We start from the raw sequence: 18,438 nt of genomic DNA on the forward strand, positions 1-18,438 counted from the left end.
CACTCCCGAGTTTTTTGTTTTGAAAAAATTTATTTGATTAAACCAGGAAAGAAAACAAGTTAAAATGGTTCAGTTATCCCATATCGCTTCAGCTTCAGGTAGAGCGTTTTTAAACTGATCCCGAGAATCTCTGCTGTTCTTGACTTATTCCAGTTGTTAGCTTTTAGAACATTTTCAATGTGAATTTTTTCAAGTTCGGCAAGTGATAAAGTGTTTACAGGTTTCTTAATAAGTTTTGCGTAGTAATCTTCTTTAAGTTCAGGTTTAAGAGCGAGGTCTTCGGGTCTTATTATATCATCTTTGGCTAATATGGCAGCTCTTTCAACAACATTTTCAAGTTCGCGTATATTTCCTGGCCAATCATAATCTAACAATACTTGCATTGCTTCGGGACTCATTTTCTTTCTACCACGGGTCTTTTTATTCAGGAAATGTTCAACAAATAATGGAATATCTTCCTTTCGTTCTCTCAACGAGGGAAGACGGATTGTGACAACATTTAATCTATAAAGCAAATCCTCTCTAAAGTTACCTTTTTTAACTTCTTCATTTAAATCCTTATTTGTTGCTGAAATTATTCGGACATCAACTTTAAGTATATTGTTGCCTCCAACTCTTCTAAATTCACCAGTTTCAATAAATCTTAGAATTTTTGGTTGAACATATTGACTTAAATCTCCAACCTCATCAAGGAAAAGTGTTCCACCGTTTGCGATTTCAACAAGTCCTGGTTTAGATGTATGTGCATCGGTGAAAGCGCCTTTTTCATGACCGAAAAGCTCAGATTCAATTAGTGTATCTGGAATCGCGGCGCAATTTATCGCAACGAAGGGTTTATCTTTTCGCGGACTGTTTTTATGAATTAAACGTGCTATCACCTCTTTACCTGTTCCGCTTTCACCTTGAATTAAAACGGTTGCATCGGTTCCAGCAACACGAGCAACGATGTCAAGAACTTCTCTAAAAATTTTGCTTTGACCGATCACCTCATCGGTATGAATTAACCTTGAGAGCTCATTTTGCATCAAACGATTTTGAAGTTTCAAACGACGTTTTTCAAGTGCATTTTGAATTGACACAAGGAGCTCGTCAAAATTATACGGTTTGGTTATGAAATCAAACGCTCCAAGTTTTATTGTTTCAACTGCAAGTTTTATATCTCCAAATGCTGTGATCATTATTACTTCCGTGTCTGGTGTGTATTCTTTTATAAATTTTAAAACCTCAATTCCAGAAATCCTTGGCATTTTTATATCAAGAAGGACGATGTCATAAATTCTGTTTTGAATTATGTTAATCGCCTGCGCTCCATCATTTGCCACATCAACCTCAAATAAATTCGTTGAAAGCAATTCATCTTTCAGTAATTCACATAGATATTCTTCGTCGTCCACAACAAGCACTCTTGCTTTAACATTTCTCTCGTTCATTCTCTATTATTCCTTTTTTGTGGAGTCAGATTTATTGGATAAATCAAACATTCGCAACCTGCCCACATATGGGACGATTTGATCGCTTTTTAGTTCCCTTAGTTTAAGAATTGTTTGTTCTATTCTGTCTGTGTTTTCTTTGATGATTTTGATGTAGGTTTTTATATCTGATGGAAGTTCCTTTTTAAGTAAAATGTTTGCAGCAAGCTTTATAGCAGCAAGTGGATTGTTGACCTCATGTGAAACCGTTATAACTATTTCTTGTATCGCTTCAATTTTTTGGGATTGTTCGCCTTTGTCTTTTTCTATTTGCTTTTTTAGGTTTTCCTTTTCAATTGCATTTGTTATAATAATCGGCAGAAGAGGTCCAATTATATCTTCTTTCATATAGTAATCAAACGCACCGAGCTTTAAAACCTCGCTCATCACTTCCTTTTCCTTCGCACTTGATAACATGATCACAGGTATATCTATATTCCGTGCTTTTATAATTTTAAGAGCTTCAACGCCATTTATTTCAGGTAAGTAGTAATCTAATAAGATCAAATTATAGTTTTTGGGCATTATTGATAACTTCTCAACCCCTTTTTCTGCTGTATCAACCCAATCAACTGAAAAGAAATAATTTCTATATGAATTGAGATAATACTTTATTAAACCCGCAATGCTTGAGTCATCTTCAATCAAAAGAATGTTGATTATTTCTTTGTTTTCAGACACAACACTTATCCCGCTAAATTTATTTTTATGCGAGTTTTGCAAGAACGCCGACATCGTGAGATTTTTTATCGCCTTAATCAGTATGATATATTTAATTTTGCTTCAGCATTTGCCGTTTTTTCCTAATTACCCTTTTTGAGGAAATTCATTTAATAATACAAATTTTTGAATACAAAATCAAACAAGTTGGTTTCTTTATTATATCTAGCTGACCGCAGGACTTAAAAGATATTTAAACAGCTGATAAATAAATTTTCTAAAAATTGTGATTTGGAACACATTAATCTAGTTGAATTTTTAAAATCTCTAATTTCTTACTTGACATCAGCAAAAAAATTTTATATATTTAGGCTAAGGTAACTGTATTTTGAGGTCATTGAGCCCCTAATTAGTCAGGTTTAATGTTCAAGGGCTTTCTGCAATATAGAGTATCCTTAATGAGTTGAAGCACATTCTCAAACTTGTCATATAAAAAACCTATATATAACCACCTTAAAAGCCCTACTGAACTAGCATCTTACTGATTATTAGGGGTAAACTGAAATTAATTGAAAAATTCTTGTTTGTTAAGTTTTGGAATGTATGTTGTAGCGGTGGATGATTAAAAATGCGGGGTATAATTTAAATTTTGATCAAATTTCCTGATTTTTCTCTATCAAAAGGGAGAAAATCAGGAACGGGATAAAAGCATAGATTTAAAACTAAACTTATGGAGGTAGCTATGACGAGAGTAATTCATATTTTTTTGGTGAGCGTATTTTTCAGCTCACTTCTCCTTTCATCTAATGTAGGTTTCACTCCCAATATGGGACAACTTGCCGATTTGGAGGGCAATAAGGTTAAAGATGTTATCTTCTATGCCAGTGGTAAAAATTTTAAGATTTTTGTAAAAGATGGTGGAGTTAGTTATGTAATTTATAAAATTGAAGGTAAAAGTGAAGGTGAATTGAAGTTTAGATTTAAGGATGCTAACAATCCTGATAGAGCTAAACTTGATTATGCAAGGATAGATATAGATTTTGTTGATGCAACCAAGATTTGGAACGATATTGAGTTCATTAAGCCAATCTCTGGATATACCAATTATTATTATGCTCATTGCCCAGAGGGGATATTGTTTGTCCCAACATATGAAGAAGTTAAAATCAAGGGAATTTATCCTGGGATTGATTGGATTTGGAAATATGTTGACGGAGTTGTTCACCATGAATTTGTGGTTAAATCAGGATTTGATATTGGACAAATAAAGTTTAAAGTAAAATATGCAGATGTTGAAGTTGTTGATGGAAAAGAAATATACTTGAAGACACCGATCGGAGAAATAAAGGATGGTGAGCTATTTGCCTATGAAATTTCAAGTGGTGCGAAGGTTGATTTAAGATACAAAATTGAAGGTGAAGAGGTAAAATTTGAAGCAAAGGAGAAAATAAATGGCTCAATAGTTATTGATCCGCCATTGAGTCTTATATGGTCCACATACTATGGAGGTAACTGGCGTGATGATGGAAATTCAATTACAACAGATTTGAATGGTAATGTGTATATTGCGGGAGTGACACAGTCAGATATTTTTCCGACCTATGATCCTGAAGGATTTGATGACTACTTTCAGGGAACACACGCTGGGGCTATAGATGATGCTTTTATCTTGAAATTTAATAATAGCGGTGTAAGGCAATGGGCTACTTATTACGGAGGGAATGGCAACGATTACGCTTTTTCGTCTGCAACAGATTCATTGGGGAATGTATTTGTGACAGGAGCGACATTGTCAAGAAATTTCCCGACATATAACCCAAGAAATGGGGCTTTCTATCAAGGGAATCTTGGTGGTATATTTACATATCCTGATGTTTTTATCTTAAAATTTGACAAAAATGGTATAAGAAAATGGGCTACTTATTATGGTGGTTCTGCGGGAGAATATGGATACTCAATAACTGTGCATGCTTCAACAGGTATCGTATTTGTCACTGGATATACTGCATCAGAAGATTTTCCGACATATAATCCAGGAATATCCGGCGTTTATTATCAACCAAATATCGCCGGGGGTTCAGATGCTTTTATTTTACAGTTTACTAACATCGGAGTAATAAAGTGGGCTACTTATTACGGTGGAAATTATGGTGAGGTGGGATATGCTATTACAACAGATAAATTTGAAAATGTTTTGCTGACTGGATATACTAATTCAACAGATTTCCCTCTATATAATCCTGGAAACGCGTATATTCAGAATATGCTTAAAGGTAATATTGATGCTTTCATTTCAAAATTCAGCATTAGTGGAGTAAGACAATGGGCTACTTATTATGGAGGGAATAAGACAGATGTAGGTTATTCTATCGTAACTGATGATAATGGAAATATATTTGTAGCTGGAGAAACAAATTCAACTGATTTTCCAGTATATAACCCAGGTGGTGGAGCTTATTTTCAAGATACATTAGGCACTTATCCATCTTTCTCTTACGAAGATGTCTTTATTCTAAAGTTCAATAGTTCTGGACAAAGGATGTGGGCTACTTACTATGGTGGGGAACAAACTGACTGGTCACCATCTATTACAACTGATTTAAATGGGAATGTATATGTAACTGGTGCTACTCAATCTAACATATTACCCACCAGATGTCTTCTTGCTGATTCATATTGCCGAGATAGACCTGCTGCGGGCACTGATATTTTCATTTTGGGATTTAACAATTATGGTGTAAGATTTTGGGCTACATATTTTGGTGGTGCTGTTAATGAAGGGGGTAGTTCTATTACAACTGATTTGCGAGGAAATATATTTGTAACTGGATGGGTTAATAGTACCGCATCTAATTATATTCCTTTCCCAACACGAAATCCTGAAGGAGGTGCTTATTTTCAACCAGATAACAATACTATTGGTTGGGGTAATGATGCTTTCATATTGAAATTTGAAGGTTTGCCAAGAGATTTCGTTGTATCGGTTCAAGATGGGAAAAACGATTTCGCAATCCCAGATAAGTTTGTTTTGTATCAGAACTATCCAAATCCTTTCAATCCTCAAACAGAAATAAAATTTGATTTGCCTGAATCAGGACATGTTAAGATTGAAGTATATAATTTGCTTGGACAAAGAGTAGCAGTTTTATATGATGGGTATATGGAAGCTGGATATAATAAAACTGTTAAGTGGTACACTAAAGAAATGCCAAGTGGAATATACTTTTATAGAGTCACGACAGGTAAATATGTTGAGGTTAAGAAAATGGTTTTGATGAAGTAGAAAAGATTTTTTATCAAACATACAAAATAACAAAACAAACAAAACAACAAAAAAGGAGGCAGAGATATGAAGCGAGGATTAATTTTACTTTTGATATATTTTCTTTTTGTTAGTGTTGCATTTGCACAGACGGTAAAAAAGTGGGATCGTGGAGCTAATACTGATAATTGGAATGATGCTGCGAATTGGAATCCAGATGGTGTTCCTGGTTCAAATGATGAAGTTGTTTTGGATAATACTTATGTTTCTGGTGATTATTCGGTTTATTTACCAGGTGGTAATACCACTGTTCAAATCAGGAAACTTGAAATAAGCCCAGCGTCAGGTAGAAGTATATATTTGACTTTGCCGCACACAAATACAGCTAATCCTGGATTAATGGTTGGTGACAATATATCGGGTAATTATGATATAGTGCTTAAAGACGGTGCTTTTTTGCACAATTTAAGTAGTGCTTCATCTGGTTCTGGGGTTGCTTTAGGAGTTGGTGATTCGTTGCGTATAGAAAATGGAGGCGTTTATGCTCATCAAGCGATCAGAGATCATGAATCTTTGGTAGATGCACTTTCAAGGGCACCTGGGACAGAAAATGGAGTGTTTATGTTTAGTATTGGTGGTTCTGGCACATATGCCGTTGCTTCATCTGGGAAAACATATGGATATTTGTATTTAAGCGGATTACGGACATATACCATCACTGGCAGTTCAAATTTAGTAGTTAGAGGTAACTTTTACATTGGAAGTGATGCTACATTATCAAGCGATATGACAGGAGATTTTGTTTTTAGAGGAAGTCATTGGCTTAATTACGGAACTTTTACAACATCAACTCAAAAGGTTAAGTTTCAGGGCACAGGGGTACAACAAATAACTGGACAAACTACTTTTTATAAACTTGAGATTGATAATCAAAGTGGTGTCACGATATCAGCGGGAATACACGTGACGGATGAGTTGATTTTCACATCAGGTGTGATAGAACCATTTATGCCATTTTTTGGTGGTGTATCACTCAAGGTCAGTGGTGGGATAAGCGGGGCAGGAGCTGGTAAATTTGTAAGGTATATGCCATTAATTATGCCAGTTTCTTCAACTGGTTCAAAGAAATGGGATCTTGGATATGGTAATGATTATTTGCCATTGACGATTAATTTTACAAGTTTAAATGGTTCAGGTGATGTTGAAGTTAGGGTGTATGATAGGACAAGCTTTTTGGGTCCTCAACCAGGAGATGCAGTGGGTGTGGGTAGTAATCTTGTTTTAAATAGATGGTATTATGTTTACAAGTCTTCAGGAATTACGAATTTTACGGGTAATTTTACACTTTCATATACTGATGCTGATGTTTCTGATCAGGGCATAAGTGATGAGAATTCGCTTCGTGTGTTTATGTGGGATGGGACGCAGTGGCAGGAGTTGTCAGTTACGAGCAGAAACACGGTGAATAATACGATAACTGTTTCAAATGTAAATGTGAACACGCCATATGTTCATCTTGTAATATCAGGTACTGGCGATACGCCATTGCCAGTAAGTTTGAAATCATTTGTTGCAAAGGCAGTAGGCAATAGGGTTCAATTGATGATTGAGACGGAGACGGAGGATAGAGGTTTTAGTGGATTTAATGTATATCGCAAGCAGGAGGGTGAAGAGTTTAGGATGGTAGCAACATATGTTAATGATGTTAATTTGAAGGCGAAAGGTGAGGAAGCTTTTGGTGCGAGGTATAAATGGGAGGACAATTCAGTTGAGTCGGGTAAGAGATATTATTACAAGATAGGAGCAGTTGGTTTGTTAGGTGAGAGATTGATTGATAAGGTTGTTGAGATTGTTGCTGGTGAGGTTCCGAGTTCATTTGTGTTGTATCAGAATTATCCGAATCCATTTAATCCGACGACGACGATAGAGTTTGGTATACCTGTGGATTGTGATGTAAAGTTTGAGTTGTTTAATTTGCGAGGGGAGCGGGTTGCTGAGTTGATAAATAAGAGATTGGAGGCTGGTTATTATAGTGTTGAAGTTGATTTTAGCGGGATGCCAAGTGGGATATATTTTTATAGGTTGAGAGCGAATAATTTCGTTAGTGTTAAGAAAATGGTATTGATGAAGTGATAAAATAGTTTCTTGTCCCTCTCTCTACTTTGTGTGGGGAGAGGGATTGTTTGATTTTTTTAATGATAGAGTTTATATTTTAAAGTGAGTTTTGGTTGGAGAGGTGGCCGAGTGGATGAAGGCGCACGCCTGGAGAGCGTGTAGCCCGCCAAAAAGCGGGCTCGTGGGTTCGAATCCCACCCTCTCCGCTTTTCCACTTCCGACAATTTTGTTTATGACCCTAATTATTTTTATATTTCTACCTGAAACAAATTAAAAACAATCTTTTGCTTAATTAAAAGGGTATGCTCATAAAACTTTTGCGTAAGCTTTTCCCGAGCAAGAACGAGAAAGATTTAAAAGCTTTGATTCCAATCGTTAATCGCATAAATGAGATTTATTCAACTCTTAACACATTGACCGACGCTGAACTTCGGGCTAAAACTGACGAATTTAAAGCCAGAATTAAAGAACGAACAAAACATATTGAAGATAGAATTGAAGAGCTTAAAACTCGTGTTCGTGAAGATAAGGAGTTAACACGAGATGAACGACTTGAAATTTATGATGAGATAGAAAAACTTGAAAAAGAACTTTTCAGAGAAGAACAAAAAGCGTTGGACGAAATTCTGCCTGAAGCTTATGCTGTTGTTAAGGAAACTTGCAGAAGGTTGGTTGGTAAAAGCTGGGAAGTGACCGGACATAAGATCGTCTGGGATATGATCCCATTTGATGTTCAATTAATGGGAGCGATCGTCCTGCATCAGGGTAAAATCGCAGAGATGGCCACAGGTGAAGGTAAAACGCTTGTAGCTACTATGCCAGCGTATCTTAATGCCTTGACTGGAAGAGGTGTTCATATCGTAACAGTGAATGATTATCTTGCTTTAAGAGATAGCCAGTGGATGGGGAAGATATACGAGTTCCTTGGTTTAACTGTAGGTTGCATTCAAAATTGGATGAATACCGAACAAAGGAAAGCCCAATATAATTGCGATATAACATACGGAACTAACAATGAGTTTGGGTTTGATTATCTTCGTGATAATATGGCTATTGATCCAAATGATATAGTTCAGCGGGGACATTATTACGCTATAATTGATGAAGTTGACTCTATTTTAATTGACGAAGCAAGGACACCGCTTATCATAAGTGGTCCTGTGCCAGAGACAGAGCACAAATTTGATTGGATGAAGCCAAAAGTAGAAAGATTAGTCACTGCACAAATTAATCTTGTCAGCAAGATAGTTGATGAAGCAGAAAAGCTTTTAAACGAGGGGAAATTTGATGAGGCTGGAGTTTTGCTTCTAAAAGCACATAGAGGAGCACCTAAACATAAAAAGTTAAGAAAATTACTCGCTGAACCCGAATATAATAAATTGCTTGTTGATACCGAGCTTGAGTTTCTAAAGGATCAGGGTATTAAGATGCGTCAAATAGATGAGGATTTATATTTTGTTGTTGATGAGAAAAATCACATAATTGATTTAACTGAAAAAGGTAGGGAGTTTTTGGCAAACCTTTCACCTGAAGACAGAGAATTTTTCGTCCTGCCCGACCTTGGAACTGAAATAAGTATAATTGAAAATGATCCATATCTTACCCCAGCGCAAAAGCAAAGGAAAAAAGAGGAACTATATCGTCTTTATTCAGAGCGAAGCGATAAAGTTCATTCAATTAGACAATTGCTCAGAGCCTATATCATGTTTGAAAAAGATGTTGATTACATTGTGCAAGATGGGAAAGTTTTAATTGTTGATGAGTTTACAGGTAGAGTGTTGCCCGGAAGGAGATATTCTGAAGGATTACATCAAGCAATTGAAGCAAAGGAAGGTGTCAAAGTTGAGCAAGATACGCAAACGCTTGCGACTATTACTATTCAGAATTACTTCAGGATGTATAAGAAACTCGCTGGAATGACTGGTACAGCAGCGACTGAGGCGCAGGAGTTTTGGGAAATTTATAAACTTGATGTAGTTGTTATCCCAACAAACAAACCGTGCATAAGAATTGATTATGACGATGTAATTTACAGGACGAAGAGGGAGAAATACAACGCTGTAATTGAAGAAATAGAGCGAATGCATAAAATTGGTCGCCCTGTGCTTGTTGGAACCACAAGCGTTGAAGTTTCTGAACTTTTGAGCAGAATGCTTAAGCGTCGCGGGATTCCGCATAATGTCTTGAACGCTAAACATCATCAAAGAGAAGCAGAGATCGTTGCAAACGCTGGGCTTCGTGGAATGGTTACGATTGCAACGAATATGGCAGGACGCGGAACCGATATTAAACTCGGTCCAGGAGTTGCAGAACTTGGAGGATTGCACGTGATCGGAACAGAAAGACACGAGGCAAGGAGAATTGATCTTCAATTGAGGGGACGTTCAGGAAGACAAGGTGATCCAGGTTCGTCAAGATTTTTCCTTTCTCTTGAAGATGACCTCTTGCGTTTGTTCGGAAGCGAAAGAATTGCAAATATAATGCAACGACTTGGATATAAAGATGGTGAGCCAATTCAGCATCCGATGGTGACGAAAAGCGTTGAAAGAGCACAGAAGAAAGTTGAACAAAATAACTTTGCAATAAGAAAAAGATTGCTTGAATATGACGATGTGTTGAATAAACAAAGAGAAGTTGTCTATAGCCTGAGAAGACACGCACTTTTAGGCGAGAGGATTGAAGACGATCTACTTGATATGTTAATTGATTATGTTGAAGATATAGTTGAAAGATATTATCCAGCGCTTGATTATCAAGCTCTTAAGGAAGAATTGGTGAGAACACTTCTTATTGACTTAAAGATCACACCTGATGAATTTGAAAAGCTCGGGAAAGAAGGTCTCAAAGAAAAAATTTATAACGATGCGCTTGAGTTTTATGAGCAGAAAAAATCGCAACTTGGAGAGGAATTGATGTTTGCTTTAATAAAAATGGCGATGCTTCAAGTTATAGATCAAAGATGGCAAGAACATTTAAGAGAAATGGATGAATTGCGAGAGGGAATTCACCTGCGTGCGTATGCTCAAAAAGACCCACTCGTTGAGTATAAAACCGAGGCATTTGAAATGTTTATGGAGATGATGAGAAGGATAAGAAGTGGAGTTTTAAGCATCGTGTTTAGGATGTTTCCACTCGTTCCTGAAGAAGTTGTTGAAAGAAGACCGAGAAGACCAAGAAGAGAGCAACTTAACCTTGTGCATCAGGAGTCAATCGGTATGGGCTTGAAAGTTATGACCGGCGAAACAGATGTTGCAACTGCCACTGCTGTTAAACCAAATGTGAAATTACAACCTATTAAGGTCACTCAAAAAGTCGGGCGAAATGACCCTTGCCCGTGCGGAAGCGGGAAAAAATATAAACATTGTCACGGGAAAATATAAAAAACTGGGAAGATGAAAATTTTCAACTTGTTCCTGTTTTTCTTTTTGTTTTTTAAAATTTCGTATGCCCAAGAACTTTTTAACCTAATTGATCACGGAGTCACTAAAGAGCTTGAAATTAAATTTGAGAAACCGCAGGTAAGAGAAATTCAAATTGCTGGAAATACATATTCTGTTATATCACTTGAAAATTTCACCAATGTCTCTCTCCTTCCAAATTTCATCCCTTACTATAGCTTTTTTCTCTCATCTACACAAACCCCAAGAATTGATATACTTAATTTTGAGTTTGACGAAATTGTATTGAATCATCCATTGCCGATGATGAAGGAGTTTTCTTTACCAGATAAAGTTGAATTTAAAGAGGAATTTTTCACAGGTGAAAAAATTTACGATTTGGTTTACCTTGGCAAGCTACGCGGTGTTGATCTTTTCGGCTTGCTTGTTTTTCCGTACAGAGTTGAGGAAGGGAAGTTGAGATACTTAAAAGAGATAAAATTTTTAATTTCATCCGGCACAATTTCAAAAGTTGATGTTGAAAAAATTTTTTCAACTCCGAAGATAAACGCATATAACATTAACTTCAAATCTCAACAAACCTCGCAAGAGTTTGAATACAAAATCTTCATCAGAAAAGATGGAATTTACAAGATAACATATGAGGATCTTAAAAAGTCAGGAATTGATTTGAAAGGAACTAAAGCATCAAAGTTGAAGCTTAAAAACAACGGTCTTGAAATTCCTATCTATGTTTATTCAGGTGGTGACGGAATTTTTAATGAAGGTGATTACATTGAATTTTATGCCGAGGGGAGAAAAAATAAATTCGCTAATGGAAAAAGAGATCTTTACAATGATCCGTTTACAGATGTAAATGTTTATTTCCTTGAAATTGGTGAAAGCGATGGTATGAGATTAGCAGAGGAAACTGGAGTTAGATTTTTTGATAATTTCATCAATCTCCGTGGCGCTTCGTTTCATTCAACGCTTCATTTTGAGAAAGATTTTATTTTTGATAGGTTGGATGAGATTGATCTCAATTTAACTTATGATCATCGCGATCATTGGTTTTGGGCATATTTAAATTCAAATCAACAGAGAGATTTTGAGGTTTATATACCTACTCCTGATCCGTTAAGTTTAGACAATGTGAAAATTAAAGTCGCATTTCACGGGATAACATCAACTGCTTCAATTAATCCTGAACACATTGCGGATGTTTTCGTTAATAATCAAAGAATTTTAACAACCCGGTGGGATGATCAGACACTTCACATAATATCATCCGAGGTTTCAGGCTACCCCGTACCAAATAATTATCTGAAAAGTGGAACAAATAAGATAACAATCTCTAATTCAAGCGACGGCAAAATTGCTAATACATCATTTGCAGTTAACTGGTTTGAGATAACCTATAGACGACTTTATCAAGCGGATAAAGATGAAATAAGATTTAAAATTCCACCCGAATACAAAAGCGGTTATTTCAGATTTGAACTTTTTGGATTCAAGAACCCAAACATAAGTATCTATAGGATCGGAACTTCAAAAATTTCAAATGTTGAAGTTGTGAAAGCAACTGATGAGAAGCTTGGGGAAAATTATCATGCAATTTTCTATGCAAATGTTTTATCACAAGATGTGGAATTTATCGCCGTCAGCGAAATCGCAAAGCTTAAACCCGATAGCATTGCGAAAGATTTGAAGTCAAATTTAAAAAATACAACAAATTCATTTGACTATCTTATAATAACCCATCCATTTCTTTACGACAAGCAAAGGGAAGTGAATAATGTTGAACATCCGCTGAACAAGTTGAAAAATCATTATGAGTCAAAAGGCTTGAAGGTTAAAATCATAAGTGTTGATGATATCTATGACGAATTTAACAATGGGATAAAGAGTCCTTACGCTATAAGGGAGTTTTTAAAATACGCTTATTTCAACTGGTCAAAAGCCCCGACCTATGTTCTTCTTGTAGGTAGCGCGGTTTATGATAACCGACGCTATCCAGAACTTGACATGATCCCGACTATGTTCTATCAATCCTATTGGTATGGTGCAACATCAGCGGATGCTTGGTTTACATTTATTGACGGCGAAGATTTGCTTGGTGATATATTGCTTGGTAGATTGCCCGTAAGAGATAGGGAAGAACTTAAGAATGTAGTTGATAAAATAATTTCTTTTTGGAATCAGAAGCCGCAAAGTTGGAATAAGAATGTCCTTATGATCGCTGGCGAAGGGAAAGATTTTGAATCTCAAACCGATTACCTTGTGATGAATGTTTTGCCCAAGTATTTGAACATAAATCGTTTGTATGTAATTGCTGGTTCTATTTTTTCTGGCGGAACTTCAAAACTTTTAAATTATTTTTCAGATGGGCAGATCCTTGTGAATTTCGTCGGTCACGGTGGTGGAGCGATATGGGCTGATAATGGTTTGCTTAAAAATGAAGATATACCAAAGATGACGAATAAAGATAGATATCCGTTAATAACGAGTATGACTTGTTTTTCGGGGGCGTTTGACTATCCACAAAAAACAGCGTTGGGAGTTAATCTTGTAGTTGAGAAAGAAAAAGGCGCAATTGGAGTCCTTGCATCAAGTGGGGTTGGATGGCTTCTTAATGACTACTTTATGATATTGAGCATCTTTCCATATATGTTTGATCCAAACCGAACCGTTGGTGAAATTATAACACTTGGCAAAGCAAGGTATTATTCAAATTATTTCTTTTGGCCGCAGGCGAAATCAATGGTTTATCAATATAACTATATCGGTGATCCAGCAATAAAACTTCCTTTCCCAGAAAACAAAACAGTTGTCAACATTGAAAGAAAAATTATCTCTACATTAGATTCGTTAAAAATTCAAGTTCAATCCCAAATTTCAAGTGGGACTGCTTCGGTCATAATTTCGGATAGCATTCATGTTTTAAGGAATGAGTTTTCGGTTCCAATCCAAAATGGGAGAGGAAACATTACAATTAGACCAACTGTAAGATCTGGATTTGTTAAAACCTTTATAAACGATGGGCAACGAACTGAAGCTGGCTTTAGTGTATTTAGAATTGGCGGTGCGTTTGTCGGTGATTATTCTTTTGTTCCAGATAATCCGAAACCAGGCGATAGTTTGGCTTTGTTTGGTAGAGTTGAGATTGAGAACCGAAATTTGCCTGATTCTGTTAAGTTTGTTGTTTACAGATACAAAAGTAGAAATGGAAGATTTGACTTTTTGCTTGGGCGTGATACTTTGCTGTGTGAAAGTAGCGGAACAAATGTTTATCGTGCGGTTAAAAAAATCCCGATCATTGCCGGAACAAGATATCATATTCATATGATAGCGTATTCAGCAGGTAGAGTTTTCGTTGGCGATTGGAGGGAAATTATTGTTAAGGGATTGCCTGATCCATCGCTGATCCCACAACAATTGAATCAGTTCCAAAGTTCAATTTACCTCAAAAGCCAGAATCTAAAATTTGTAGCTGACTCAACCGTTAAACTTTCGCTAAAAGTTTATAATCTCAGCGATGTTGATGCGAATGATTTTAAAATCAAAGTTTATCATACTTTCAGAGATGAAAACTATTTGATCGGTCAAACAAGGTTTTCGGTTCGTGGTAATTCCACTGCCGATGTAGTTGTCCCAATTGATAAAAATCTTAACATCAGGACATATACAATCTATGCTGTGATTGAAAGCGATTCTTTGTCTGGTGATGATTTGGACTATTCAAATAATCTCGTTTATAACACGCTGACTTATAGCTTTGTGAAATTTAATTCTGATTCAATTTCCATCACGCAAAACATTTCATTGAAGCGAGGTTCTGAATCTGTCTCTCTTATCTCTTTTGAATATCCAACAGCAGTTCAATTTTCATATGCAGGCAATAATTTTTATCCTGTAAGACCGCTTGGGGAGCAACAAAATTTCATTGTTAAATACAACACCGTAAATAGCGACGGTGAGGTTGTGGTTTTCGTAAAAATTGACCTTGCGGATCAAAATCTAAATCAGAATAAAGACAAAATAAAACTTTATCAGTATGACGAGAAAACAAGAATTTTTAGAGTGAAAGGTGGAAGTGTCGTTGGCGAATGGTTTCAGGCAAGCTTCAATGAATCGGGAATTTATGCAATTGGCTTTTCAAATGATTCAAAAGCTCCAAGAGTTGAAGTCACAGTTGAGGGACAGAGTTTTAGAGATGGAGCGCATGTTTCTGCAAATCCTGTGTTTAGCATTTTAATTGAAGATGATGAAGGGGTGGATATCTCAAAAGAGTCGTTGAGATTTAAGATTGATGGAAGAGAAGTTAAATATTCTGATATAACAATTCCAGATACGATCACAAATCCGAAAAGTGTTTTTGTGAAATTAAATCCGAAGTTAACCGAAGGAGAACATTGGGGAAGCTTTTCTGCAAGAGATATCAACGGGAATTGGTCAAATGAAGTTAGAGTTTCATTTAAAGTTGTTTCAAATTTTGATGTAAAGATCTATGGAAACTTCCCAAATCCATTTTCGGATAGAACTTTCTTTGCGTATGAAATTTTTGGTGCCCCGGTTGAAGAAGTTGAATTCAAAATTTATACAGTTGCTGGTAGATTGATTCAGAATTTCAAGTTCCCATCTAATGATCCGAGGGAAATTTATGGTTTTCAAATCGGTGGCACAGGAATTCCAACCGCAATTGGTTATCATGAGATATGGTGGGATGGAACAGATAGAGATGGAAACGAGGTCGCAAATGGAGTTTATTTCTATAAATTTTCGGTAAAGAGAGAAGGAAAAATTCAAAACTTTACAGGAAAAATTGCGAGGGTTAGGTAATTATGAAAACTAAATTTTTAAAGGTGCTTTTTCTTTTTTTGATTTTCTCGCTTGCATATTCGGATAACTCAAAGTATGCAGGCGAGTTTTTAAGAATCCCTGTTGGAGCAAGAGCTCTTGGTATGGGCGGAGCTTTCATAGCAATTGCAAATGATGGTTCCTCTTTTTATTACAATCCAGCTGGCGTTGCGATATCTGGTAGTGGTATTTTATCATTTATGTATTCGTCTCAATTTGGTGGAATTACAAGCCCGCTTGCTTCTTTTTTCCATCTTGGTTTCATTCAAAATGTTCAGAATCTCGGAATTGCTGTTAATTGGGTAAGATTAAGCGTTGATGATATCCCTCTTACTCCAGATTTTACATCTATTCAAACGCCAGTGGATAGGGAAAACCTTGTTAAGGGCTATACGGGTGGCGGTTTATTCAACGATATTGAAGATGCGTTTTATTTTTCATTTTCAAGGGAATTTAGGTTTGATGTAAATTTTGGTTGGTCAAGATACAGAGTCCCGGTTTCAATGCCGATCGGGATGAACTTCAAATTGTTGAATCAAAAGCTTGGTTCGGAAAAGGGAACTGGTTTCGGTTTTGATTTAGGTGTCATGTTTAGATTTAGCATGGATGATTTTTTGCAGAGCGAAAATACTGGCGATGTTTCAATTTCACTTGCGATTAAAGATCTGGGTAAGACGAGAATTGCTTGGAGCACAAGGCGTGAACATTTCGTTGAGTCAACTATAATGTTTGGCATTGCTTATACCTTGCCTGTTAACTTCATTTCGGGTAAAATCACAGTTGCATATGGTAGTCAAAATTCTTATCTTACAGATAGATTATACGGGTTTGAATATAGTTACAGGGACTTGTTATTTGTTCGTTTTGGGAAAAACGCTGAAAACTTAACAATTGGCGCTGGTGTAAAAATTGATTTTTTGACTGTTGACTATGCTTTCCTTGCCCATGATCTCGGAGCAGTTCACAGGGTAAGTGGTTCGTTAATAATAGAAAAAATTCTAAAGAAGCTATGAAAGTGAAATTGCAAATAATTCTTTTCATCAGCATTAGCTTATTATTTTTCTCGTGCAGTCCAACGAAAGAAAGTTTACCGGCGCCTGATGTCCCTAAAATTTATCCTGTTCCAGATCCGCTTTCTGAAATGGACATCGGAAGCGGAGCGATCCCAGAGGTGGATGGTATAAAAATCATTTGGAGCAAAGTTGCAAATGCCTCTGGATACAAAGTTTATCGCGGTGAGGTAAAATCTAATAAACTTGAATTTAACTTACATGCTGATATAAAAGCACAAGCAGGAATTGCAGATACATTTTTCGTCGATACAAATGTTGAATTTCGCAAAGTTTATTACTACTATGTCAAAGCGTATAATCGGGACAATGTTGAAAGTAGATCATCAGATACGATTTCATTTGAGCTATATTTAAAACCAAGATTGATCACGCCAGGAAATAATGCCCAAGTTAGAGCAGATTCAGTCATTTTCAAATGGGACGATCCTAACGGTGGCGGTGACTTTGTGATAAGAGTTAAAAACGCACAGACCGATAGAATTATTTGGATATATAATTATAGAAGCTTTGGGGATTTTTCTGTAAAGTTTAATCTTGATTCAAGAGCAAGTGAAAATCTCGTTTCAGGACGACAGTATAAGTGGCGCGTTGATAGAGTGCAATTTGGTCAAAGTGCGGGTTCAAAATCAAATTGGGGTGTTTTCAATGTTAAATAAAATAACGGAGGTGAACTGAAATTATGCTTAAAAAGACACTCATATTGCTTTTGATATTTGTATCAACATCCTTTGCGCAAATTTTTGATAGCCCAAGAATCGTAACGGGTGGTGGTTCAAGCGCATATTATTTCGTTGGGAAAACCGGTGAACTTACTATAACCGTGAATTTATGGGGATTTGTGAGAAACCCAGGAAGATACGAAGTTCCAAGCTCAACTGATTTGGTTCAACTAATTTCATATGGAGGTGGACCATTAAAAGAAGCAAAGTTGAAGGATGTAAAAATTATTAGAAGTGTCCGTGAAGATACCACAATCGTTGAGAAAGTTATAAAGGTTAATGTTGAAAAAATAATTGAAAATGGGGAACCAAGTCCGTTGCTTTTGCCTGGTGACACGGTTGTTGTCCCTGGTGGTTCTATTGATGTAATTAAAGATATACTCGCAATTTTGAGAGATATTGGTCTTGCAGCAGGTGGCATCGCTGCAATCATAAGTGTATTTAGAAGATAAATTTTCAAGCGAGATGAAGAAAATAGAAGCAATAATAAGACCGTTTAAGCTTGATGATGTAAAAGAGGCGCTTGCAGAGATTGGGGTTCGCGGAATGACTATAACCGAAGTTAAAGGATATGGAAGACAGAAAGGGCATACGGAGCTTTATAGGGGAGCGGAATATAAAATTGATTTTTTGCCAAAAATAAAAATTGAAATTGTAGCTCCAGATAACATGGTTGATAAAATCGTTAGCACCATCATAAAAGCAGCTAAAACTGGACAAGTTGGAGATGGGAAAATTTTTATCTATCCAGTTGAGGAAGTTATAAGAGTTAGAACTGAAGAAACAGGCGAAGATGCAATTTGACGAGATTCCCACCTACTTTTTGAAAATACTTTTGACTTGAAACTTAATCCATAAATTGTTAGATTAAAAATCGTTAAGGATGAAAAAGTAAAGTCAAAAATT

At 36.2% G+C, this 18,438-nt stretch carries 10 protein-coding genes and 1 tRNA gene; 9 read left to right on the plus strand and 2 right to left on the minus strand.

The genetic code is table 11. The features are described from left to right. Positions 1 to 59 precede the first annotated feature (59 nt). Together NZ923_06140 and NZ923_06145 are read right to left on the minus strand one after the other, a co-directional pair. Entirely contained in the window at positions 60 to 1,430 is a 1,371-nt protein-coding gene (locus NZ923_06140; protein ID MCS7229600.1) for a sigma-54 dependent transcriptional regulator, read from the minus strand. A 6-nt stretch (positions 1,431 to 1,436) separates the two neighbouring features. Further along, positions 1,437 to 2,204 (minus strand): response regulator, encoded by a 768-nt coding sequence (locus NZ923_06145; GenBank protein ID MCS7229601.1) that lies wholly within the window; start codon positions 2,202 to 2,204, stop codon positions 1,437 to 1,439. Positions 2,205 to 2,871: 667 nt separating this feature from the next. On the opposite strand from NZ923_06145, the gene NZ923_06150 reads away from it, so the two are divergent. The 9 genes from NZ923_06150 to NZ923_06190 all read left to right on the plus strand — a co-directional run bounded on the left by NZ923_06150 (position 2,872) and on the right by NZ923_06190 (position 18,336). Further along, the gene (locus NZ923_06150) at positions 2,872 to 5,412 is read left to right on the plus strand and encodes an SBBP repeat-containing protein (protein MCS7229602.1); all 2,541 of its coding nucleotides are present in this window, start codon (positions 2,872 to 2,874) and stop codon (positions 5,410 to 5,412) included. 66 nt (positions 5,413 to 5,478) lie between these two features. Next, complete coding sequence (locus NZ923_06155) at positions 5,479 to 7,524, plus strand: T9SS type A sorting domain-containing protein (GenBank protein ID MCS7229603.1); 2,046 nt, start codon at positions 5,479 to 5,481, stop codon at positions 7,522 to 7,524. 97 nt (positions 7,525 to 7,621) lie between these two features. Then, a tRNA-Ser gene (locus NZ923_06160) sits at positions 7,622 to 7,712 on the plus strand. Between the two features lie 96 nt (positions 7,713 to 7,808). After that, entirely contained in the window at positions 7,809 to 10,886 is a 3,078-nt protein-coding gene (gene secA / locus NZ923_06165; protein MCS7229604.1) for a preprotein translocase subunit SecA, read from the plus strand. Positions 10,887 to 10,931: 45 nt separating this feature from the next. Then, positions 10,932 to 15,722 carry a C25 family cysteine peptidase gene (locus NZ923_06170; protein MCS7229605.1) on the plus strand — a complete coding sequence of 1,597 codons (4,791 nt, stop codon included), beginning with the start codon at positions 10,932 to 10,934 and terminating at the stop codon, positions 15,720 to 15,722. A 23-nt stretch (positions 15,723 to 15,745) separates the two neighbouring features. Then, a complete protein-coding gene (locus tag NZ923_06175) occupies positions 15,746 to 16,753 on the plus strand; it encodes a UPF0164 family protein (GenBank protein ID MCS7229606.1) in 1,008 nt (335 codons plus the stop codon). Continuing rightward, a complete protein-coding gene (locus NZ923_06180; protein ID MCS7229607.1) occupies positions 16,750 to 17,469 on the plus strand; it encodes a hypothetical protein in 720 nt (239 codons plus the stop codon). The genes NZ923_06175 and NZ923_06180 overlap by 4 nt, the downstream gene beginning before the upstream one ends. Positions 17,470 to 17,492: 23 nt before the next feature. After that, positions 17,493 to 17,984 carry an SLBB domain-containing protein gene (locus NZ923_06185; protein ID MCS7229608.1) on the plus strand — a complete coding sequence of 164 codons (492 nt, stop codon included), beginning with the start codon at positions 17,493 to 17,495 and terminating at the stop codon, positions 17,982 to 17,984. A gap of 13 nt (positions 17,985 to 17,997) precedes the next feature. Then, a complete protein-coding gene (locus tag NZ923_06190; GenBank protein MCS7229609.1) occupies positions 17,998 to 18,336 on the plus strand; it encodes a P-II family nitrogen regulator in 339 nt (112 codons plus the stop codon). Positions 18,337 to 18,438 lie beyond the last annotated feature (102 nt).

This window comes from Candidatus Kryptonium sp. (genome assembly GCA_025060635.1).
In the GTDB taxonomy this organism is placed as follows: Bacteria; Bacteroidota; Ignavibacteria; order Kryptoniales; family Kryptoniaceae; genus Kryptonium.

Excerpts from the sequence above, each read along its gene's own strand:
- NZ923_06155 (MCS7229603.1), top strand. The coding sequence starts at position 5,479 with ATGAAGCGAGGATTAATTTTACTTTTGATATATTTTCTTTTTGTTAGT.
- NZ923_06180 (MCS7229607.1), top strand. The coding sequence starts at position 16,750 with ATGAAAGTGAAATTGCAAATAATTCTTTTCATCAGCATTAGCTTATTA.
- NZ923_06150 (MCS7229602.1), top strand. The coding sequence starts at position 2,872 with ATGACGAGAGTAATTCATATTTTTTTGGTGAGCGTATTTTTCAGCTCA.
- NZ923_06145 (MCS7229601.1), bottom strand. The coding sequence starts at position 2,204 with ATGTCGGCGTTCTTGCAAAACTCGCATAAAAATAAATTTAGCGGGATA.
- NZ923_06190 (MCS7229609.1), top strand. The coding sequence starts at position 17,998 with ATGAAGAAAATAGAAGCAATAATAAGACCGTTTAAGCTTGATGATGTA.
- NZ923_06140 (MCS7229600.1), bottom strand. The coding sequence starts at position 1,430 with ATGAACGAGAGAAATGTTAAAGCAAGAGTGCTTGTTGTGGACGACGAA.
- secA (MCS7229604.1), top strand. The coding sequence starts at position 7,809 with ATGCTCATAAAACTTTTGCGTAAGCTTTTCCCGAGCAAGAACGAGAAA.
- NZ923_06185 (MCS7229608.1), top strand. The coding sequence starts at position 17,493 with ATGCTTAAAAAGACACTCATATTGCTTTTGATATTTGTATCAACATCC.